Source organism: Bradyrhizobium canariense (genome assembly GCF_900105125.1).
GTDB classification, from domain to species: Bacteria; Pseudomonadota; Alphaproteobacteria; order Rhizobiales; family Xanthobacteraceae; genus Bradyrhizobium; species Bradyrhizobium canariense_A.
This window is the reverse complement of sequence record NZ_LT629750.1, coordinates 4,003,999-4,023,307: the sequence shown is the minus strand read 5'-3', so window position 1 is coordinate 4,023,307 and position 19,309 is coordinate 4,003,999. Positions and strand designations below refer to the sequence as shown.

16 protein-coding genes and 2 pseudogenes are annotated in these 19,309 nt (G+C 58.4%); 7 read left to right on the top strand and 11 right to left on the bottom strand.

The window, feature by feature from the left end; genetic code table 11:
- Nucleotides 1-374 precede the first annotated feature (374 nt).
- Nucleotides 375-1,829: an undecaprenyl-phosphate glucose phosphotransferase gene (locus tag BLV09_RS19245; protein WP_146688475.1), complete on the top strand. Its 1,455-nt coding sequence runs from the start codon at nucleotides 375-377 to the stop codon at nucleotides 1,827-1,829.
- A gap of 192 nt (nucleotides 1,830-2,021) precedes the next feature.
- Nucleotides 2,022-3,071, top strand: a complete 1,050-nt coding sequence (locus BLV09_RS19240) for a UDP-glucuronic acid decarboxylase family protein (RefSeq protein ID WP_100383993.1) — start codon at nucleotides 2,022-2,024, stop codon at nucleotides 3,069-3,071.
- 543 nt (nucleotides 3,072-3,614) lie between these two features.
- Here the strand turns inward: BLV09_RS19240 and BLV09_RS19235 are convergent.
- The 3 genes from BLV09_RS19235 to BLV09_RS19225 all read right to left on the bottom strand — a co-directional run bounded on the left by BLV09_RS19235 (nucleotide 3,615) and on the right by BLV09_RS19225 (nucleotide 4,735).
- Nucleotides 3,615-3,881, bottom strand: coding sequence for a hypothetical protein (locus tag BLV09_RS19235; protein ID WP_146688474.1), 267 nt, complete (start codon nucleotides 3,879-3,881; stop codon nucleotides 3,615-3,617).
- Nucleotides 3,882-4,080: 199 nt separating this feature from the next.
- Nucleotides 4,081-4,290: a hypothetical protein gene (locus BLV09_RS19230; RefSeq protein WP_146688473.1), complete on the bottom strand. Its 210-nt coding sequence runs from the start codon at nucleotides 4,288-4,290 to the stop codon at nucleotides 4,081-4,083.
- A 79-nt stretch (nucleotides 4,291-4,369) separates the two neighbouring features.
- Nucleotides 4,370-4,735 carry an H-NS family nucleoid-associated regulatory protein gene (locus BLV09_RS19225; protein WP_100383991.1) on the bottom strand — a complete coding sequence of 122 codons (366 nt, stop codon included), beginning with the start codon at nucleotides 4,733-4,735 and terminating at the stop codon, nucleotides 4,370-4,372.
- 679 nt (nucleotides 4,736-5,414) lie between these two features.
- Here BLV09_RS19225 and BLV09_RS19220 point away from each other — a divergent pair.
- Nucleotides 5,415-5,813 (top strand): H-NS family nucleoid-associated regulatory protein, encoded by a 399-nt coding sequence (locus BLV09_RS19220; RefSeq protein ID WP_244548748.1) that lies wholly within the window; start codon nucleotides 5,415-5,417, stop codon nucleotides 5,811-5,813.
- Between the two features lie 31 nt (nucleotides 5,814-5,844).
- Here BLV09_RS19220 and BLV09_RS37375 read toward each other — a convergent pair whose 3' ends face one another.
- Nucleotides 5,845-6,081 carry a hypothetical protein gene (locus BLV09_RS37375; protein ID WP_167558802.1) on the bottom strand — a complete coding sequence of 79 codons (237 nt, stop codon included), beginning with the start codon at nucleotides 6,079-6,081 and terminating at the stop codon, nucleotides 5,845-5,847.
- Between the two features lie 268 nt (nucleotides 6,082-6,349).
- Between BLV09_RS37375 and BLV09_RS38845 the strand changes: the two are divergent.
- Nucleotides 6,350-6,998: pseudogene (locus BLV09_RS38845) on the top strand (YbfB/YjiJ family MFS transporter).
- Here BLV09_RS38845 and BLV09_RS19210 read toward each other — a convergent pair.
- On the bottom strand, nucleotides 6,981-8,480 hold the full coding sequence (locus tag BLV09_RS19210; protein WP_146688472.1) for a lipopolysaccharide biosynthesis protein: 1,500 nt from the start codon (nucleotides 8,478-8,480) through the stop codon (nucleotides 6,981-6,983). The pseudogene BLV09_RS38845 and the gene BLV09_RS19210 overlap by 18 nt on opposite strands.
- 147 nt (nucleotides 8,481-8,627) lie before the next feature.
- Between BLV09_RS19210 and BLV09_RS37705 the strand changes: the two genes are divergently transcribed.
- The gene (locus BLV09_RS37705; RefSeq protein ID WP_174556557.1) at nucleotides 8,628-9,623 is read left to right on the top strand and encodes a CheR family methyltransferase; all 996 of its coding nucleotides are present in this window, start codon (nucleotides 8,628-8,630) and stop codon (nucleotides 9,621-9,623) included.
- 41 nt (nucleotides 9,624-9,664) lie between these two features.
- On the opposite strand, the gene BLV09_RS19195 is transcribed toward BLV09_RS37705, so the two are convergent.
- The 5 genes from BLV09_RS19195 to BLV09_RS19175 are packed head-to-tail and all read right to left on the bottom strand — an operon-like array spanning nucleotide 9,665 to nucleotide 16,753.
- Nucleotides 9,665-11,974 (bottom strand): DUF3604 domain-containing protein, encoded by a 2,310-nt coding sequence (locus tag BLV09_RS19195; RefSeq protein ID WP_197684960.1) that lies wholly within the window; start codon nucleotides 11,972-11,974, stop codon nucleotides 9,665-9,667.
- Nucleotides 11,971-12,849 carry an ABC transporter permease gene (locus tag BLV09_RS19190; protein ID WP_146688470.1) on the bottom strand — a complete coding sequence of 293 codons (879 nt, stop codon included), beginning with the start codon at nucleotides 12,847-12,849 and terminating at the stop codon, nucleotides 11,971-11,973. Before BLV09_RS19190 ends, BLV09_RS19195 begins: the two co-directional genes overlap by 4 nt.
- Nucleotides 12,846-13,616, bottom strand: coding sequence for an ABC transporter ATP-binding protein (locus BLV09_RS19185; RefSeq protein WP_146688469.1), 771 nt, complete (start codon nucleotides 13,614-13,616; stop codon nucleotides 12,846-12,848). Before BLV09_RS19185 ends, BLV09_RS19190 begins: the two co-directional genes overlap by 4 nt.
- Nucleotides 13,617-13,632: 16 nt before the next feature.
- On the bottom strand, nucleotides 13,633-15,708 hold the full coding sequence (locus BLV09_RS19180; protein WP_146688468.1) for a metallophosphoesterase family protein: 2,076 nt from the start codon (nucleotides 15,706-15,708) through the stop codon (nucleotides 13,633-13,635).
- Nucleotides 15,709-15,760: 52 nt separating this feature from the next.
- A complete protein-coding gene (locus BLV09_RS19175) occupies nucleotides 15,761-16,753 on the bottom strand; it encodes an ABC transporter substrate-binding protein (RefSeq protein ID WP_167558801.1) in 993 nt (330 codons plus the stop codon).
- Nucleotides 16,754-16,871: 118 nt separating this feature from the next.
- Between BLV09_RS19175 and BLV09_RS19170 the strand changes: the two genes are divergently transcribed.
- Both BLV09_RS19170 and BLV09_RS38840 read left to right on the top strand, forming a co-directional pair.
- Nucleotides 16,872-17,657 carry a GntR family transcriptional regulator gene (locus BLV09_RS19170; RefSeq protein WP_167558800.1) on the top strand — a complete coding sequence of 262 codons (786 nt, stop codon included), beginning with the start codon at nucleotides 16,872-16,874 and terminating at the stop codon, nucleotides 17,655-17,657.
- A gap of 334 nt (nucleotides 17,658-17,991) precedes the next feature.
- Nucleotides 17,992-18,152: pseudogene (locus BLV09_RS38840) on the top strand (SOS response-associated peptidase); the annotation flags it as partial.
- Between the two features lie 23 nt (nucleotides 18,153-18,175).
- On the opposite strand, the gene BLV09_RS19160 reads toward BLV09_RS38840, so the two are convergent.
- Complete coding sequence (locus BLV09_RS19160; RefSeq protein ID WP_146688464.1) at nucleotides 18,176-19,201, bottom strand: aldo/keto reductase; 1,026 nt, start codon at nucleotides 19,199-19,201, stop codon at nucleotides 18,176-18,178.
- Nucleotides 19,202-19,309 lie beyond the last annotated feature (108 nt).

Below are 19,309 nucleotides of genomic sequence, written 5' to 3'. Positions count from 1 at the left end.
ACGAACGGCTACATCTCGAGAAATACAGTTCAACGAGCCGGCTCGACCACGGTGATCACAACGCCGACGCCGATTGGAGCGACCGCAGCGCAGTGACCGCAACCGCGAGTCGATCTGCACGTAGCTCGAATTGCGAAATGAGCCCGGACGCCAAGGCGGGGGACAGCGATAGCTTGCCATAAGGAAAATCCGTCGGGGGTGACCCTCGGTAACTGTAAATGGGCAACCCCCGGTCTTGAACCGCGCCAAGCTTGCATCGACGGAATTTAAACAACTCCGAATATTTAATTTTCACATTTTTACGCTTGCGGTATTTAATATTTTAATATTTAATTAAGATATTAATTTCCGTCAGTCGATCGGCTTTTTCAGTCATGAATTTTGTTGATCAGCGCGTAGAAGCGAAATTATCAGGCGACCCGCGTGTTGCCGAAGAGCGGAAGTGGCCGCTCCCATATGAGTCTGTCGAGGCCGCGACGATCTGTTTTGACGTCGCAACGATCGCATTGGCCGGGATCTGCGCCAGCATTCTCTATCCGATCAGCGAAGGCGCGCGACTGGATTTGGGACAAGCCCTCGGTGCGGCGGCGCTCGTGTCGGCATTGTTCAGTCTGCTGCTGAAATCACGGGGGCTATACCGGCCGACGGAATTGCTGAGGTTGCGTCGCCAGGTTCGGCTGGTCTCTGCCACTTGGGCGGCCGTCTTCCTTCTGCTGTCCGGAGTTGTCTTCACGCTGAAAATCGGCAGCGAGCTTTCACGCGGCACCACCCTGTTGTTTGCGGGCCTGAGCCTCGTCGCGCTGGTAGTAAATCGTACGCTCGTAAAAGAGCTCCTGACCAGAGGACTCGCCGAGCAGCGGTTTTCTGGCCGCAGAATTGTTCTGATTGCGGACCCAGAGCAAATCTACGAGCCCGCCCTCAATCATAAACTAGCCGCTGTCGGTTTCGATATTGTCGGCAACTTCGCTCTGCCGCCTCCGGACACAAGCCCGAACCTCCGCGAAAGGCTGATTGCCCGCGTTATCGAGCATATTCGCGGTTCGGACGTTGAGGAGGTCATCGTAGCCACGGATCCGAACCGCTGGTCCGAACTTCGTGCACTGGCAGCCGATCTGAGAGTGTTGCCGTTTCCAATCTCGTTCGTCCCGATCGGATTGACCTCGGAGATCCTTCACCGGCCACGCCGCGACTTTAGCGATACCGTTTGCGTGGAATTGCAGCGAGGCCCGCTGAGTGCGGCTGAGCATGCCGCCAAGCGCTGCATCGACGTCGTTGGCGCAGGTTTGGGACTGATCGTCATGGCTCCGCTGCTGGTCGCGGTAGCCATCGCGATCAAGTTTGATTCCAGCGGTCCCGTCCTGTTCAGACAACACCGGTACGGTTTCAACGGACGCTACTTCCAAATTTGCAAATTCCGAACCATGTCGGTGATGGAAGATGGCTTTTCGGCGGTTCAAGCATCCGCCGCAGACCACAGGGTCACCCGGATCGGAAAGTGGCTTCGCAGAACGAGCATCGACGAATTGCCCCAGTTGCTTAACGTGCTCGGTGGCAGCATGTCGCTCGTCGGGCCGCGGCCACACCCTGTTTCGCTCGATGACAAGTTTGACAATGCCGTCAGAAACTATGCTTTCCGACGGCGTGTGAAACCAGGATTGACCGGTTGGGCACAAATTCATGGCTGTCGAGGGCCAACGCCGACCACCGACCATATGGAGCGCCGTGTCGAGCACGATCTGTGGTACATCGACAATTGGAACCTGAAACTCGATCTCGTGATCCTTTTGCAGACCCCCTTGGAAGTACTACGGGGGGAGAATGCCTACTAGTCTCCGTCACAGCAAGGCAGCCCCGGCAGCCGCGGACGATCTCTACGTCGAGACACGGCGCGCCATGCGGGCGCGAGCCAAGTGTCGGTTCGATCGCGCAGAGTCAGCAAGTCGTACAAATCGTGCAACTCCTCATGAGAGTGTGAGCGGCGCGAAAGCCGGACGATCCGTGTTCGAGAAGGAGGTTGGCGAATGATCAAACAGCCGAAGCGACTTATTGTTACCGGTGGGGCAGGCTTTGTCGGCTCTCACTTGTGCGATCGTCTCCTTGCCCGTGGGGACGAAGTGCTTTGTGTAGATAACTTCTACACGAGCTCGAAACGGAACGTGCAGCATATGCTGCGCAACCCGAATTTCGAGTTGATCCGCCACGACGTCACCTTTCCTCTCTACCTGGAGGCTGATGAGATCTTTCATCTGGCGTGCCCAGCCGCACCGATCCACTACCAGCGCGACCCCGTGCAAACTTTGAAAACGTCGGTGCACGGCTCAATCAATATTCTCGGGCTTGCCAAGCGGCTCAAGATCCGCGTGCTTCAAACGTCCACATCGGAGGTCTACGGCGATCCCGAGGTCCATCCTCAGACGGAAGACTACTGGGGCAACGTCAACCCTATCGGTATCCGTGCGTGTTACGACGAAGGCAAGCGCGCCGCCGAAACGCTGTTCTTCGATTACCATCGCCAACACGGAGTCCAAGTCAAGGTTGCGCGTATCTTCAACACCTATGGACCGCGCATGCACGTAAATGATGGGCGTGTCGTTTCAAACTTCATTGTGCAAGCACTCCGAGGCCTGCCGATCACGCTTTATGGAGACGGCTTGCAGACGCGCTCGTTTTGCTATGTGGACGATCTCGTGGACGGCCTCGTGCGGTTGATGGACTCGCCCGCAGACTTCACCGGTCCCGTCAACCTTGGCAATCCGAATGAAATGACCATCCGTGAATTGGCCGAGATGGTGGTCGAGCTTTGCTCATCCAAGTCAGAGATCGTTTACCGGCCGCTGCCGTCGGATGATCCCAAGCAGCGAAAGCCCGATATTCGTCTCGCCAAGAAAAATCTCCATTGGCAACCCGAAGTGTCGCTACGGGACGGATTGCAAAAGACAATTGCCTATTTCGACACCATCTTAACCCGCCGGCCAGAGACGGCCCGCCGGACCATAGCGCTTTCAAGCGAAGTGGATACCGGTTCGCGTGAAGAAAACGCGTCAAAACAAAAAGCTAGAGCCCTGTTCTGATTCCATCAGAACCGCAAGGGCTCTAGCCGGTGATGGCGTAGCCCGACCGGAATTGTGAGCGCCAGACGGCGCGATCCACGGAGGGAGGACCGCGCCGCCTCGTGATTGCGGCCGGCCGGTTATGCAAGCGTTCTTCCGCTTATCGGATCCAGAGAATCCCTGGCTCCCATCGCAGAAGAGGGCAGCCGTGACCGGCGCCGACCAGACCTTGGGGTAGTGTGTTTGAGACCGAGGCGGAGCCGTTGCTGAAGGCCGCACCTCGCGCGGATCAACAGCCTGCGCACCAACGCCGGCGGCACGCGACCCCATCAGGGCACGAGGGCCTCCTCACCGCGGGGCTGCTCGCAGCGAGCCGATAGCCGGCGTTCGCGGGGCTATGCCGTTGACCGTGCCATTTTTCGGCGCCCACCCGACGGTTCACTATGATGGTCCACGGCCTGGATTCATACTGCTGCAGCAGGGAGCATCCCGCACACATTCAACATGCGCAACGTGGGCGCGCAGTTTGCCGTACATGGCTGCGCAGCCGAGTCAGGCCGGGTTCTATCGGGATTGTCGGCTTTGCGGCGCGATAATTACGATTCCGGCCCGCTCCAGAATGCTGCGAAGGCACATGCCTCCGAGATAACCGAGTTGGAGCGCGACCTGGCTTGCGAGAAGCCAAATCAAGCCGCTGGACGCACCGAGCAGGACGACCGAGGCCCCGACCTCTACAACAAACACGGCGAGGGCCAAAATCAGCAAGGTCCGGGCGCCGAACAAGGAGCCCACCGCGAGCCCTGCAATAAAACAGAGGATCAGAGCCGTCATTTGTTCCATCACAATAGGACAACCTGTGTCGGTTAAGAAAATCCGAGCTCCGTCGTCAATGGCCCTGCAGGGTCGAAAGTTCAGGTGCGGCCAAAGATTAATCACAGTGACGCCAAATGCGTCGGTTTGATGGGTCCCCGCAACCTCTTCTTGAGTTAACCGTAAGCGCGGTCACCTCTCAATAGATCGAACTTTACCGTCAACAGGTTTCGCCGTCTGTCAGCAGTTGAATGACGAGTATTTTCGAACCGTGACAGCTTCTAATCTGCTCGATGGCAATAGGTTGCAGTGCACCCGCTGACTCTGTGCCGGCGTCAGCAGTCAATTCAATCAATAAATTACAGGGGGGAGCCGTCGCCTCAGGAAAGCAGCCTCCGGTTTTTCCGAAAGAACCACGTTCGATTAACATGTTGAATGAAATGTCCTTCGTTCTCCGCAAGATATTCGGGAGATCGGAGAGGCGCGCTTAACAAGCGGGCATTGGTGAATTAGGCGCGCTGCCGGCTCCGGACACCGCCCTCGCGGATCCGAAATTCTTCGATTTTGCGTCCCGACTTCATCGCAGCAACCAACCACCGGGGAAGTTTGCCGCGGCCGGACCAGGTTTCGGAGGTTTGCGGATTGCGATATTTCGGCAGCACGCGTGGATACTTGCGGCGCGGTTTCGCGTCGCTCGTCAGGGCCTCGCCCGGCTGATTGATCACGCCCACGCCGCGATCAAGAACGGCCAGACGCTTTTCTAATTCATGCTTTTCCGCCTTGATCCGAGCGGACAAGATCGCGCTGATCTTTTCATGGAGCGACCAGAGGTCGTCCAGCGACATAGACTCGAGCTCGACCTTCTTCGACAACATTCTGATGCCCCGTATATCCGCTTCTTAAGCTGTCATATTGCCATACCTCAGAATAATCAATGGGCACTAAATTGTTTCCAACGAAATATAAATTTAACCCAGCGCCTACTGCGGCTCTGGTGCACTGAATATAATCCGAACCAACTATATGCCTACCCAGCAGATTTACAGACGGAGGCTGGATCTCGCTCAGCTATATCGCCGACGGGCTTGGCCAGTGCGCGATCGAGCCCTGCGCCGTTCGCGGCTCGTCCGGGACCGCCTAGGGTCTTCGCAATGCATGAATAGCCGCAACCGCCAACGAATGGTCTCCATATCTGTCAGAGCCCTCTGCCGGAGTTCGATCTGCGCTTTGAGAACAGGCAAATCCCAGAGAGCGGTCGAAGGAACAACAAAACGACTCACATTCTCCTTAAGTCGACAAAGAGAGGACTCAATAAAATCCATTTTCAACCTCCCAACGCAAACATCAGAAAAACTATTAATAATAAGCCCCAGTCTGAACCATTTTATTATTTAATGAAAGAAAACTTGGCAAGAATTTAAAAAAATAATCGCCCTCTTAGTGAAAATAAAATATATAATAGTTCCATGGAATTTTTATTGCGGTCATGTGTCGCGCCCCGTTCGCCTGAACGCACGGATCGCCATTAAGGTAGATCCAACCGAAATTCTAACCATGAACAGTGACAAGCTACGTAACTTAGACCTGGAAGCCATGGATTTTGATGACCTTTGGCTTCTGCATGAGGAACTCACGCAGATTCTCTCAGAGAAAATCAGCGCGGAAAAGCTCGAACTGGAGAAACGTCTCGCGCAACTCAACAGGGCCGAGCCGATCGCCGGGGCCAAAGGCTCCTTCCCTGAGAAGCACATCGACCGGCCTCCACGACGCAAATATCCAAAGGTCCTGCCGAAATATTGCAATCCGTCTGTGCCGGAGGAAACATGGTCAGGACGCGGGAAACAGCCGCGCTGGCTTGCCGCAGCGCTCCAATCCGGGCATCGGCTGGAGGAGTTCCGTATCTCCAAACCCGAACGGTCGCCAGGCGACGAGACCGACCGCGGACAATCTTGAAGGGCGCGCGCCATAGCAGACTGCTCGGACGCTAGTGCAAGCCGGTAGGGGGCTCACGTGTCCGATGAAGATCTTTGACCAGGCTGCTGCGAATACCCGAAATCGCCAGAAGGAGAGCGTTGCAGAGCTCAATTCGTGAGGCAAGAACCGTCGGCGTTGTCATCATGCCTGTCAGGACATGAAGCTGGAAGTGAGTCTCCCTGATGACGCTCAGGGATTCTCTAAGAGCACAGTCGGACGACGCGCCTAAATCGCTGATTTTGGTCATGAAAAACCCATTGCTCAACAGAACTGTGGTCCAAGACAAAAATGCAATTATCGTTCCAAATACGGCCGTGACCTGATTGTTCAAATAGTTTTGTAGGAAGTTCCTTTAAGTTGGTTCAAATTGATTGATTCAATTTTTTTATCAGTGACAGCCTTAGCTACCGGAAAGGTGGACGGTTCTCCCGATTCTCCCCATGACCTGCGCGCGAGCTTGGCGCGTCTTCAGCGTCTCTTCGGCCCTTCGAATGTCGAGTTAATCTTACGGAAGTTTGAGCGAGCCTATTTCCAGCTGGCGACTTGTCAAATCGAAACTTATTTTTAACCTTAATACGGAGCCTTTTAACTACTTTCCAAGATCAACATGCGGCGCCGGTCCTTCGATAGCCGGCGGCGCCCTCATGGTGCTTGCGGCTCCGACCGTCCTTCCATACGCGTCCGCGGCCCGTCGCGGATTAGCTAGCGGCGTCATTTTCATGGGGGTCGGGGCGGGCGTCGCGGCTTCCGGCACGCTCGCGCCGCTTCTGCTGCAAGAAGGGCTGCGCGAGACGTGGTTCGGATTCGGCGCGCTCTCGCTGCTATTGACTGCCATCGCATGGAGCGGCTGGCCGACCGACGCCGCATCGACGCGTGTCGCCACGCCTGCGACGCCCGCACATCCCCCCGCGGCTCGGCGCGTTGCGGGCCCTTTATGCCGAATATGCGTTGAACGCGGCAGGTTGGGTGCCGCACATGATCTTCCTTGTCGACTTCGTTGCGCGTGGGCTCGGAGAGGGCGTGCAGGTCGGCGCCGAGTATTGGGTTTTATTCGGAATTGGAGCTACCGCTGGTCCAGTCCTCTCTGGACACCTCGCCGATCGCGCGGCAAAACGGCTGAACTGCGGTGCGATCGTCGACCGCCCGCTATCGATTCCCCAGTAAATCGCGCGCAATCGAGCCGGCAACCTTGATCGGCTCAATAAGCCGAAACAGGCCAACAACTATAGCGAGATAAATGCAAGTACACCAACCACACAGCAACAAGACGCGCGCGAAGCTGGAATAATCGGTGAGGGCCGTCGTTTGCAGCCACCAGCCCCCAGCCACCACGCTGATTGCGCCGATCAATTGCGTGCCCACGGCCCGCATTACAAGTGCAGCGCCAATACCTATCGGGCGGCCGGCATAGATTATCGAGGGTAGCGCCAGGAGCAAGCTTGCTATAACCACTGCCACGGCGACTCCGTTGGCGCCAAAGGGCAGCCCCGCGAGAACCGCCACGATCTGGACAGCAGCCGAGACGATTCCCCAGTTGCGCCAGCGGTCCGCTCTCCCTACGGAAAGGTGTAGCCAGCCCTGTGAGCCCTCAACGACCTGGAAAATGCCGCGTAGGGCAATAATACTCAGGAGCGAACCGGCCATCCGCCACTTTTCTCCCAACAATATGACAGTCAGGTCTTCCGCCACCACCGACAAGATTGCCGCTGCCGGCATGACGAAGAACGCCAGTGTTGACAATGCCGCTTCGTACTTTTGCCGAAGTGCGTCCACGTCGGATTGAAGTTTACTGAGGGCTGCACTTGCTACTATGTGCAGCTGAATAAGTGTCGAGAAGATGGAGTTCTCGTACAGCGCGGTGGCGTTTTGATAGTAACCGACCAGGTCGGGCCGATAGAACAAGCCCAGCGCAATCCGATCCACGGATCTGCCCATGGTATTAATGATCGAAAAACTCACCACGTGTAACCCAAAACGGACCATTGGTTTCACGTCACTCTCAAAGACAGGAAATCCGGGCCTCCATCGGCATACAAACCACGCTCCAACGACAACGCAGAATCCGTTCACGATCGGACGCAGCACCAGCGCCCAATAATCAAGTCCGCAACTTGCGGCGATGACCGCAACGGCGATTCCTGCCAGGGAGCTAAGAATCTGTATGTTGGCAATCCTGCCAAACTGCATCGAACGTCGTAAAAGTGCGAGGTGCTGATTTGACATTCCCCCCAGTACGAAAGTTATCGCGCTACACAGCGCGATCGGCGCCAGCCGGGGTTCGCCGTATATCCATGCAATCAGCGGGCTGCAGGCAGCCACAACCACCGCAACAGCCAACCCAATACCGCAACTGAGCCAAAAAAGGCTGTTGACCTGCCCTCGCGTTATCTTGCTTCTTTGTACAGTAGCGTCTCCGAGGCCAAAATCGACCAGAAGTGGCGCAAAGCTCGTCAAAACCGTGACGATGGCGACCAATCCAAAATCTTCCGGTGCCAGGAGCCGTGCCAAGAAGATTGCGGCTACGATCTGGAGGGCACCGTTACCGTATTGCATCGCGACTGAGACGAAGCCGCCGCGCAAAGCGCGACGCCCCAGATCTTTCGACTGACTGTGATCCTCGAAATAAACTGCGACGCTTTCGGCCATGGCCCAGTCGATTTACCTTCGTCCCATCCTGAAAATGGCTATATTATAATAAATGGGTATATCATTTAATGCGCCGCCGTATTATATCTTTTTTCATATTTAATGGATCGAACGCAAATGGTCGGGAAGGCTCGCGGATTGGTTGCCATGACGAAGTTCCATGAAAGCGTGTCTCATTCGACCCTGGCCGGGGGAGCAAGACCGAGGTTGTTTCGAAAGTCGTCTGTCGGATTTTATTTACGGCTGAACAAGCCAGTTTGGAGAATTATCCCTCGTCACCTGCAAAATCACTATCCTGTTCGTGCATACGGAGCCTGGCTGCAGAGCTTGGTTCGCCTCATCGCGGCGCGTGAACAATATTTCGGAACGTTCTTTCTCCGGAACCGACCAGCGTTGGAACTGATGCGGGGTCTTGCCGACGAAAAAGCCAAGAACTCAACATTAAAAGTCGCCATACTCGCATGCAGTGCCGGTGCCGAGGTCTACTCGATCCTTTGGACGATTCGTTCAGCGCGACCGGACCTAAACGTCCTCGTGCGCGCGGTGGACATCTCGCAGACCATTTTGAATTTTGCCAAGAATGGTGTTTACGCCCCCGACACCTCCGGGCTGGTCGGCTCCTCGATCTTCGAGCGTCTGACCGCACCTGAGATGGAGCAAATGTTCGATTGGAACGGTGACGTAGCTAAGATTAAACCCTGGCTGCGGGAGGGGATCACGTGGCAGCTTGGCGATGCCTCCTCGCCCGAGCTGATCCGCGATCTAGGCCCTCAGGACATCGTGGTAGCCAACAACTTTCTTTGCCACATGGAGCCGCTGGCGGCAGAAAGCTGTTTACGAAACATAGCCGGCCTCGTGGACCGGCAGGGGTATCTGTTTGTTTCGGGCGTTGATCTCGACGTTCGAGCAAAGGTGGCGCGTGAGCTTGGTTGGCGGCCGGTTCCAGAATTGCTCGAGCAAATCCACGATGGAGATCCTTCCGTGCGAAAGGACTGGCCCTGGAGGTGGTGGGGTCTTGAGCCGCTAGACCGCAGCAGACACGATTGGCGGACGCGGTACGCGGCAGTCTTTCAGGTCAGTAAACGCCGAGCGCAAGCGTGCGTTGCTTGCCATGCCACCGATACGCCAAGCGCCAGTACTTAGCTCCGTCTGCATTGATCAATAAGTGCTCGCTGGCTCTCGCTCTATTTCTTGATGAAATATATCGGGCTCGACCACGCTTGATGTCCGTCTTCAAATGTTATCGCGACGTAGAGCGGATTATCGACGCCGGGCTTCAATGTGACCGAGCGTTGAATGCGCGCGCGCATCCGGTCGCTGTGTTGGTCCGGAAGCCGTGCGACCGAGAGTTTACGGTCGAGCTTACCGCAGTCAAGAATGCGCGGAGCAAGGCCTAGATCGGCGAAATTACCGTCAAGGACACCGTGCGGTGTCTTGAGGAGATATCGCCCCTGATCAGCCTGCTTCAATTCCAGCTCGATGCCGGCGAAGTTACCGGTCGTGATCGAGCTCCAGCTGATGGACCTTCCGTCGGCAAGCCTTGGCTGCTTGTCCGGATTGAAGAAGTTCACAGGCTGGACCGAGAGGATCTCGTTATCCTCGACCGTCAGTTCTCCATCCCAAACTGTCTGCCGGAAGCGGCCGCGATATTCCGCACCGGACCAGCGAGCGAGGAATCGGGTCGCGCTCGACCGTTCGGCGCCAGGTCGTATTGTCTCGATGATTTCCAGGCCATTGCGAATCTCGATCGAGACGATCGCGCTTGGCGCGACGATTTCGACCGTGAGCGCGACCTCGGCAGCTGACGTCGTGACGATGTCACCCATCAGTGCCGTCGTTGCTGGAATACCCGTGGCGCCCGGCAGCATGGGATCATCGACGAAGATCCGTGCGTCGCCTCCGAATTCGGCCTGGACCGCAAGATGCGGCCGTGCACCTGTCGTGGCGTAGTGCCGACGTGCCCGCATGGCGTGAAATAGCGCTTCGCGGCTGAGGTCGGTTACGAGGAAACACGTGAGGCCGCCAAGCGCGCCAAACTGCGAAGCCCCTGGCGATTCTGCGCCAGGACGGCCCTTATGCCCATCGCTATTCGCCACGACGCCGACCCGGTAACCCAGCCGGAACGCATCCTCAAGCAGCCACTCGAAGGTGCCCCAGCTCGAATGCACCTCTACTGAACGCTCGAGCGCGACGTCGTGAGCATACCCGATATCGGCATAGCGACCTCCGCAATGCGCCCAACACACCGCGTCTTCCCCGTCGCGCCGCAATGCCTCAAACAAGGTACGGGCGTCATGGCAGTCAGTCGCCTCATCGGACAGATCCGGTACAAGCGCGTGCGACGACCGTCGGATCGGCCGATCCCGCATCTGGAAGAAGACGTTGCGATCACCGCCGAGTGCGGTGTTTCCCGACCACTCATATCCGTGCACGGTCAGGAATCGCCCCGGCTCGTTGAAACGCTCGAGCGTGTCATTGAGCTCGGCCCAGAATTCCGGCGTGATCTGAAAGTCGTTGCCTTGATGGCCGATAGCGTCGACAAAGGCGACGTCGCGGGCAAAAAGGCAGTAATCGACGATCGAGCCGGACCCGATCGTCTCGCCGCTCTGCGCGTGGAGATCGGCCCAGCATGAGATCGGGCCTTTCGTAGCGATGCTGATCGGATTTGAGCGGACGAGTTCTCGGCCGGTCGCATCGGTGACGGCGATCTCGGCCGTACCCGGCTTAGCAAGCGTGAGACCCTCGACGCGCAACGCCGTCGCGCCATCGGGAAAAACGACCGTTTCCGGCAGACCTGCGACCTGAGCATCGCTCGACAGACGCAGAACGGTTGATCCCGGTGCGCTGGGGTTGCCCCAGCGATCGTCCGCGCGGATCGAAAGAGCGAACGATTCTCCGACATGCCGCAGCGTCGGCGCGACGGCATACCAGCGGACGGGCGGACCGGCGATGATTGCGCAGGTCGGCTGCTCCGCGACCGGAACGAACGAGCCGGTCGCGATCGGGTCGACGAGAACCTGAAACTCGTAGAACGGGTCCACAAAGGTCTGCATGCGCATACCCGGCGACCCGGCGTTCGGATCGCCGAACCGCACCACGATCGTGTCACCCTCGCGCAAAAAGCCCTGAACGACACGGACAACGATCGTCCGATCCCACGGCCGGGTATTGAGCTTGAAGTCGTAGCGCACATCAAGCACGGCAGCATTGCTTGCCTCGACCGAAACATAGTTCGCCGCGGACGGGTCGGTAAACTGTGGCGCACCCTGGTCGGTCGCGAAGCGGAAGCATATGCGGATTGTTCCCGTATCGTCGATCCCGAAGCGGCCAGCCGTATAGGTCAGCGTGATTGAGGCGTAGTCGCCACACACAAAGGGACCTGGCGGCTCAATTTTCGCCGATCCTGCCAATGCTGGATCGACAAAGGACGGCGGCGTCCAGTTGCGCTTGGGCCGGATAGGCTCAGAAGGCATCAGGGGAATTAAAGTTGTCATCGCTGCATCCCCCAGCGGCGGACGCTCCGCCGCTCGATCGTGGAAAACACCACCCCCTCGACGAACAACCCGAGCAGGATGACGGTGAGCAAGCCGGCGAATACGGCCGGCGTTTCAAGCGAATTTCGGTTCTCGAAGATGAACCAGCCGAGACCGCCCGAACGGGACGTCGCGCCGAAGACGAGCTCGGCTGCGATCAGCGTGCGCCAGGCAAAAGCCCAGCCGATCTTCAGCCCGCTCAGGATTGAAGGGAATGCAGCCGGCACGAGGATGCCGAAGATGTAGCCTAAACCCTTCAGTCCGAAGCTCTGCCCCGCCATGCGCGTGGTCTCGCTCACCGAGCGGAAGCCACTATGCGTATTGACGGCCACGGCCCACAACACGGAATGGACGATAACAAAAATGATGCTGGGAGGGCCGATGCCAAACCAGAGCAGCGCGAGCGGCAGCAGGGCGATGGCGGGAAGCGGGTTGAACATCGCCGTAAGCAGCGAGAGCAGGTCGTTGCCCAGCTGCGTCGATACTGATGCCGATACCAGTACGCCCGCCAGCAGCACGCCGATCGCATAACCGGTGACAAGGATCTCGAAGGAGTAGAGCGCGCGCTGGAGCAGCGGGCCGTGCACGACTGCGTCCCACAGGGCCTGAAGCGTGGAGGTGAAACTCGGAAGCATCAATTCGTTGTCGATACTGACCGCATAGACCTGCCAGATCAGGGCGAGGCAGACCAAAATCAGCGTTTTCCGGACCACCGCGAATTTCGCGATCTTCTGAAACGGCGTCAGGGGCCGCTTGATCTCGCCGATCGCAGCCGTCGATTGCAACTGACGCTCGTAATTTGGCCGTGGCACGAGTTGGCGGGCGAGTGTGCTCATGTCGTTGCTTCCTGGCGCTCGAACAGCATGGACTCGATTGTCTGATGAAGCTCGGCGAAGCGCCTCGATCCGACGTCGGAGAAGCCGAGATCGCTCGCGTCCAGCTCGGCGCGGACCTGGCCGGGATGCGGCGACAGCACGAGGATGCGGCTGCCGATGATCAGCGCCTCCTCGATCGAATGGGTGACGAACAGCATGGTGACACCGGTCTGCTCCCACAGGCGCAGAACCTCGGCCTGCATGGCGCGCCGGGTCAGGGCATCGAGCGCGGCGAAGGGTTCGTCCATCAAAAGAAGTTCAGGCTCCATCGCAAGCGCCCGCGCGATCGCGACGCGCTGCTTCATGCCGCCGGACAGCATGTGCGGATAGGCGTCGGCGAAGCGTTCGAGACCGATCGTTGCGAGGCCGCGGGCGACCCGGTCGGGAATTTCGGCTTTCTGGAAGCGCCGGCTGACCTTCATCGGATAAGCGACGTTCTCGGCCACCGTCTTCCAGCCGAGAAGCTGGTCGAATTCCTGAAAGACCATCATTCGATCGGGGCCGGGCTTCTTGATTTCCCGATGCTTGAGCCGGATTTGGCCTTCGACAGGATCGATGAATCCGCCGACCGCCTTTAGCAGGGAGGATTTGCCGCAGCCGGACGGGCCAAGGAGCACGAAGCGGTCCCCCTCTACGACGTTGAATGAAACGCGCCACGTTGCGGTGATCAGGTGGTCCGTCGTTTGATACTGCAGCGTGACGGTGTCGACCGATAGCAGCGGATCCATCAGACGATTCCCGTACTTACTGGACCTTGAGTCCGATGATCATGATGGGGCGCGTTGTTTCGGTGGGAACTGAACCCCCGCCCTTCAGTTCGAGCCCGAGCCCCGGATCGATCGTCCAAGGTCGGTCGAGCCTGATCGTCAAAGCGTCTTCGTCGAGGCCAAGTCCATCCAGCATGGCTGGTGTAACCAACATCCTGGCGCCAGCTTCCGGCAGCAGCACGAGGGCGGAACGGTCGGGCATCCGGCAGGTGAAGGCATTTCCGCCGGATGTTTGCAGGCGCGCCACCTCGGCTGGGCCGGCGAGATAGGCAGCCAGCGTTTCGACCGCCAGGCCAGCCGGCCTTAAGTTACATCGGCGGTCGATTAGACCATTGCGGACGAAGTAGCCGCGGTCGATATCCATAAAGGTATCGATGAACATCGCGAGCTCGGGATGCGCCAGCGCCGCGAGATGGAAGGTGACGATTCCGCCGAGGATCGCAGCATCGTCCACGATGTTGGTGGCTGGATTGTCGGCTGCGATGCGGAGGTGAAGGTCGAGCCGGCAGCCGCTGCGGGCCTGCCAGGAGGCGAGTTCGTCTGCGGTCGCGAGGATATCAGCCGAAAGCCCGACGCGAACGACAAGATGGTTGAGGTCTCCCCGATTGGTCGCTGCGAGCAGGCGCTCGATTTCGTCGAGCTGGTTCGGACGGAAGCCGTGTGAGACGAACAGCTCGATGCGCGAGCCGACCTTCTTCTCTGCGGCCGAAGTCGCGATCGGCGAAACCAGCACCGGGCAGCCGAGTTCGTGCCGAAAGGCGGCGACCTTTGCGGCGTCCCGTTCGATCTCGTCAGCTGGAAGCACGCATTCATAGCGGCCGATCAAATGCGCGCGGCTCTTGAGTAACTTGAGAGTTCGGTCCTCGGGAATCCCGAATCCGAAGATCGTGAAGCTGTGGCCGACGGCAACGAGATCGGCCATACGCGCGCTGACGCGATCATCGAGGATGTCCGATAACGGCACCCGTGCGTGCCGGATGCCCATCCGCCACATCGCGGCGAGATGATAGTCGTTACGCGCGTCCTTGCGGAGAAACTCGTCCATCGGGCCGTTATTCGGCAGTGAGGTGATCTCCGCCCAGGGGTGACGGAGGAAGACGCCGAAGGGGGCACCGCCGGCCTTTTTCGGATTCGGAAGCTGCATCGAAGCCGAGCGGGTCGCGACCGCGGATCCGGCGTTCGCGGCGTCGAGGGTCGCGCCATAGCTGCGCAAATAGTGGACAACATGGCCATCATCATGAACCTCAACGATCGAGAAGCCGAGCTTCTCGGCGTCGTTACGGCCATTCTCGTGGATTGCATCGGTTCGGAAGAATTCCGAATAATCCTGCCGCACGAAGGACGTCGCAGGCATGACATAGAATTCCGTGCCGTCGACGCGATGGTAGAAGATGTTGTGGACGTGGCCCGCGAACACTGCCTCGACCTTGTGCTCGCGGATAAGACCGAGAATATCGGTGCGGGCGGGCTCATCGATATTGTCGTAATTCGATGGTTCCTTCGGATCGAGGAGAAACAGCGGATAGTGCATGAACATGAAGATTCGCCGCCCATCGGCGGAACCGAGCGTCTGCTCAAGCCAGGCCCGCTGCCGCACCTCGATCGCAGATTTCGAATTCATCACGGGATCGTTGACGAAGATGAAGCGGCAGTCGTCGCGGTCAAAAAAGAAATAGCTCGGCCCAAAGTTCTTTTCGTGCAGTTCGATCCATTCATCACGCACCATCTTGGCAGGCATCGCGCGATTGGGCTTGTCGCCGATGTCATGATTGCCGGGAATGATGTGCAGCCGGTTGTGAAAAGGCTGGAAAATCTGGCGGGTCAGTTCAACGGCCTCGCCGAACGTCGAGAGCTCGGGCACCGGATGGACGAGATCGCCGAGATGCACAATGAAGTCCGGCCGATAGCGTTCGATCTCCCGAGAGACCCAGCGCGCTCTGGCAGTAGCCGCCTCATTGACCTTCCACGGCGCGGACTGGTCGCCGCTCTCGGGCTTGACGTGCGTATCTCCGATGACGGCAAAGGTCATGCGGCAGGTTTGAGGGCGAAGCATGGATTAGGATCTCGTTGGCAGGAACGACGTGTGTCGGGCGGAGCGATTGGTGTCAGTCACCATTTGCGACCGTGTCGAAGAAGTAGTCCTTCCACGACGCCGGCTTGTGCTTGAGCAGACCGGTCTTCACGATGAAGTCCGCAACCTTCATGGTGCCTTTCGGCTCCAGATCAAAATTCCAGGTCGGCGAGGTGATCAGGCCCTCAAGAATGCCGCGATCGGTCTTGTCTCCGGTCACGGCGATGTATTTGTCGATCGCGCCCTTGGGATCCGCCTTGATGCTCGCGACCGCTTCCTTCTGCGCGGCGATGAAGGCTGCGGTCAGCTTAGGGTTATCTTTCACGAACGCAGACTTGGCGTAGATCAAGCTGAGCGAAGCTGGTCCGCCCTGCACCTCGAAGGAGTCGACCACCTTGGAAATGCCGGGGACCTGCAGCGCGCGGTCCTGGAACGGCGAGTTGGCGACGTAACCCGTGATGCCGCCACTCCTGGTGGTGAGTGCCGCGAAAGCTTCGGGGTGCGCCATCGCGACCTGAATATTCTCAAGTGCATCCCATTTACCCGTCGCCTGTTCGGCAGCCATCTGCAACACAATCGCGTTGATCGACACTTTTACCGAAGCCACGGCGATGCGGTCGTCGGGGCCGAAATCCTTCACCGACTTGATGTTGGGCTTGTTGGTGAGAATGAACATCGGTGAAGCGTTGATCGCCGAAAGCGCCTTCACCTTGTAGTTCGGCAGCGTACGGTCCCACAGGACCAGCAGCGGCGCGACGCCGGCCGAGGCGATCTGGATCGAGTCCGACAGAAGGGCGTCATTGAGCGGTCCGCCACCGCCAAGCTGGGCATATTCGACCGTGACGTCCTCGCCGGCCTGTTTCGCCTTCTTTTCCCAGAGCTTGTCATGCTGCATGACGATCAAGGGAAGGTAAGGAAGCCCGATCTGCGTAGCGACGCGGACGTTGGACATTTCGGCTCGGGCCGAACCGGCCAACAGTGAAATTGCAATGCCGGCACATAGAGTGATCTGGGAAAACCGAGCCATGACCTTACGCCTCATTTTTGTTAGTGTAATCTTGTGTGCTGGTTAACCAGCACACAAGATGATAATGTGGGCAAGTCCGGCCGCGTTGTTAGGCAGCGAACTACTGTTGGGGATGAAAATGAGACATGAGGTCGAAAACGCGTTGACCGGCGACTCCGTCGGCGAGCGCGAGCGGTTGCAATCCTCGCAGCTCCCGCTTTACGTGACGCTCGCACGGCTACTGACGTCGGATATTGAAGCCGGCAGGTGGGCCGCCGGTGAACAATTGCCAACGATCGCCGCGCTGGCGGAGACTTATGGGGTAGCGCGCGTGACCATCCGTCAAGCGCTCGGCGTCCTATCCGACGAGGGTCTGATCAAAACGATTCAAGGTAAGGGAAGCTTCGTAGCCGAGCGGCCGCCTTCCGAGCTCATCCATTTGGAATCAAGTTGGCGGCATTTACTCCGGACGCTCGATGGCAATGTTGCGGATTTGATCGAGGTCCGTGACAACGTGGCGCTTCCCAGGTCGGCGCAGGAAGCAGGCACACCCAAGGAGCGTTATCGTTATATGCGCCGTATCCATCGGCGGCGCGCTGCGGCATATTGCGTTATGGAGCTGTATCTCGACTCGGATCTTTACGCGCGCGAGCCGGAACGCTTCGACGGCGAAATGGTCATCCCGCTTCTGAGCCGCCTTGCGGGACCGACGTTGAAACGCATGACCCAGAGCTTTCGGATTGGTGCTGCGAACCTGGCGATCGCCAAGCTGCTCGGGATTCCCCCAGGTGCACCTACGGGTGAAGTGACCCGCGTGATCACCAATCTCGATGATGAGGTGATGTATCTGGGAACCGCGAGCTATCGCGGAGATCTCGTGGTCTTCAACACCTCGATCGATGTTCCCCGACATAATATTGAGTAGCACTCACGTAACGAACGGCTAGTTCTAGCAATGGCGCGCGGTCCCGAAGCTTGATCTGCAAGGAGCGGCTCGATGTCACCGGCTCGTAAGAGGATGTTTCCCACAAGGCCTCTCTTGAGTTGACGAAAACGTACTCCTGTCGCGGCATGAATACTCCTATGGCCTGAGGTAGTGCCCCGCATGATCCGTGTTAATTGGTACGACTTGGAACCGGCTCTATGAGCGCCAGGCAGTTCGTCGTCTTCGTCATTAATTGCCCCGCCACAACAGAACAAATGCCCTGGCTCGTAATGCGGCTAACCAAGTGCGCAAACAGATAAGCCAGTGGCAAACTATGGTCGCGCTCTTTCACGTGATGAACCGCTAGTCGGTAACCTGCCGCCGATGCCCGGCGTGTTTCCCGACTATCCAGCTCCGGTTGTCCGCAACGCTAACGCCGAACGCGAAATGGTCATGATACGCTGGGGAATGCCGCCCGCGACGGCCCAAGGCGGGGACCAAGCATCAGATCGTCCATTCTAGACCGGCGGGGGATTGCGATCGATGAAGGTCGCGCGCTGGTGCCAGTAAGGATAGGGCAGGGTGACCTTGCTGGCTGCGTCCAGCCTGGCGATCTGGTCTTTGGTCAACGACCATCCGATTGCGCCGAGGTTTTCACGTAGCTGCGCTTCGTTACGCGCCCCAATGACAAGTGTGGCGACGGTCGGCCGCTGCAGCAGCCAGTTCAGCGCAATCTGCGAAACGCTCTTCCCGGTTTCCCTGGCAACCTCGTCGATCGCGTCCACGACGCGGTAGACGTGCTCGTCCGGGACGGGCGGGCCCATATCGGCTGTTTGCGGCAGGCGGCTGACCTCGGGCCGTGGCTGATCGCGCCTGATCTTGCCGGTGAGTCGTCCCCAGCCGAGAGGCGACCACACAACCGCGCCGAGCCCCTGGTCGAGGCCGAGCGGCATTAGCTCCCACTCGTAATCACGTCCGATCAATGAATAATAGGTCTGGTTGGCGACGTAGCGCGGAAAGCCGTATTTGTCGGCGACGGCGAGCGATTTCATGAGATGCCAGCCGGAAAAATTCGAGACGCCGACATAGCGGATCTTGCCGGCGCGCACCAGCATATCAAGCGTCGCGAGCACCTCTTCGGGCGGCGTGAATGCATCGAAGCCATGGAGCTGGAACAGGTCGATATAATCGGTGCCGAGCCGGCCGAGCGAACCATCGATGGCTGCAAGCAGATGCTGGCGCGACGAACCGAGGTCGTTCGGTCCATCGCCGAAACGGAAAGTTGCCTTGGTCGAGATCAACACCTTGTCGCGGCGGCCCTTGATGGCCTGGCCGAGAACGCGTTCGGATTCGCCGAGAGAGTAGACATCCGCGCTGTCGAACATCGACACGCCGGCATCGAGGCAGATGTCGACCAGCCGCCGCGCTTCGGTCGCATCGGTACTGCCCCATGCCGACAGGCGGCCAACGCCCCCGAAGGTGCCCGTTCCAAAGCTGAGCGCTGGTACGGTAAGTCCTGACATCCCCAGGCGTCGGTATTCCATCTATATTCTCCTGGCATTGATCTGGTTTTGCTTCGTCAGTGATCCCTTCAGTGATTCCTTGGGGATCCAGGTTTGGCGGCGCAAGGAGGCCGGCACTTGCGACCGGTC

Coding starts and splice junctions, on each gene's coding strand:
- BLV09_RS19235 (WP_146688474.1), bottom strand. CDS start 3,881: ATGACGGCTCTGATCCTCTGTTTTATTGCAGGGCTCGCGGTGGGCTCC.
- BLV09_RS19210 (WP_146688472.1), bottom strand. CDS start 8,480: ATGGCCGAAAGCGTCGCAGTTTATTTCGAGGATCACAGTCAGTCGAAA.
- BLV09_RS19180 (WP_146688468.1), bottom strand. CDS start 15,708: ATGCTTCGCCCTCAAACCTGCCGCATGACCTTTGCCGTCATCGGAGAT.
- BLV09_RS19245 (WP_146688475.1), top strand. CDS start 375: ATGAATTTTGTTGATCAGCGCGTAGAAGCGAAATTATCAGGCGACCCG.
- BLV09_RS19220 (WP_244548748.1), top strand. CDS start 5,415: ATGAACAGTGACAAGCTACGTAACTTAGACCTGGAAGCCATGGATTTT.
- BLV09_RS19175 (WP_167558801.1), bottom strand. CDS start 16,753: ATGGCTCGGTTTTCCCAGATCACTCTATGTGCCGGCATTGCAATTTCA.
- BLV09_RS19160 (WP_146688464.1), bottom strand. CDS start 19,201: ATGGAATACCGACGCCTGGGGATGTCAGGACTTACCGTACCAGCGCTC.
- BLV09_RS19170 (WP_167558800.1), top strand. CDS start 16,872: ATGAGACATGAGGTCGAAAACGCGTTGACCGGCGACTCCGTCGGCGAG.
- BLV09_RS19195 (WP_197684960.1), bottom strand. CDS start 11,974: ATGACAACTTTAATTCCCCTGATGCCTTCTGAGCCTATCCGGCCCAAG.
- BLV09_RS19185 (WP_146688469.1), bottom strand. CDS start 13,616: ATGGATCCGCTGCTATCGGTCGACACCGTCACGCTGCAGTATCAAACG.
- BLV09_RS37705 (WP_174556557.1), top strand. CDS start 8,628: ATGACGAAGTTCCATGAAAGCGTGTCTCATTCGACCCTGGCCGGGGGA.
- BLV09_RS19225 (WP_100383991.1), bottom strand. CDS start 4,735: ATGTTGTCGAAGAAGGTCGAGCTCGAGTCTATGTCGCTGGACGACCTC.
- BLV09_RS19240 (WP_100383993.1), top strand. CDS start 2,022: ATGATCAAACAGCCGAAGCGACTTATTGTTACCGGTGGGGCAGGCTTT.
- BLV09_RS19230 (WP_146688473.1), bottom strand. CDS start 4,290: ATGTTAATCGAACGTGGTTCTTTCGGAAAAACCGGAGGCTGCTTTCCT.
- BLV09_RS37375 (WP_167558802.1), bottom strand. CDS start 6,081: ATGACCAAAATCAGCGATTTAGGCGCGTCGTCCGACTGTGCTCTTAGA.
- BLV09_RS19190 (WP_146688470.1), bottom strand. CDS start 12,849: ATGAGCACACTCGCCCGCCAACTCGTGCCACGGCCAAATTACGAGCGT.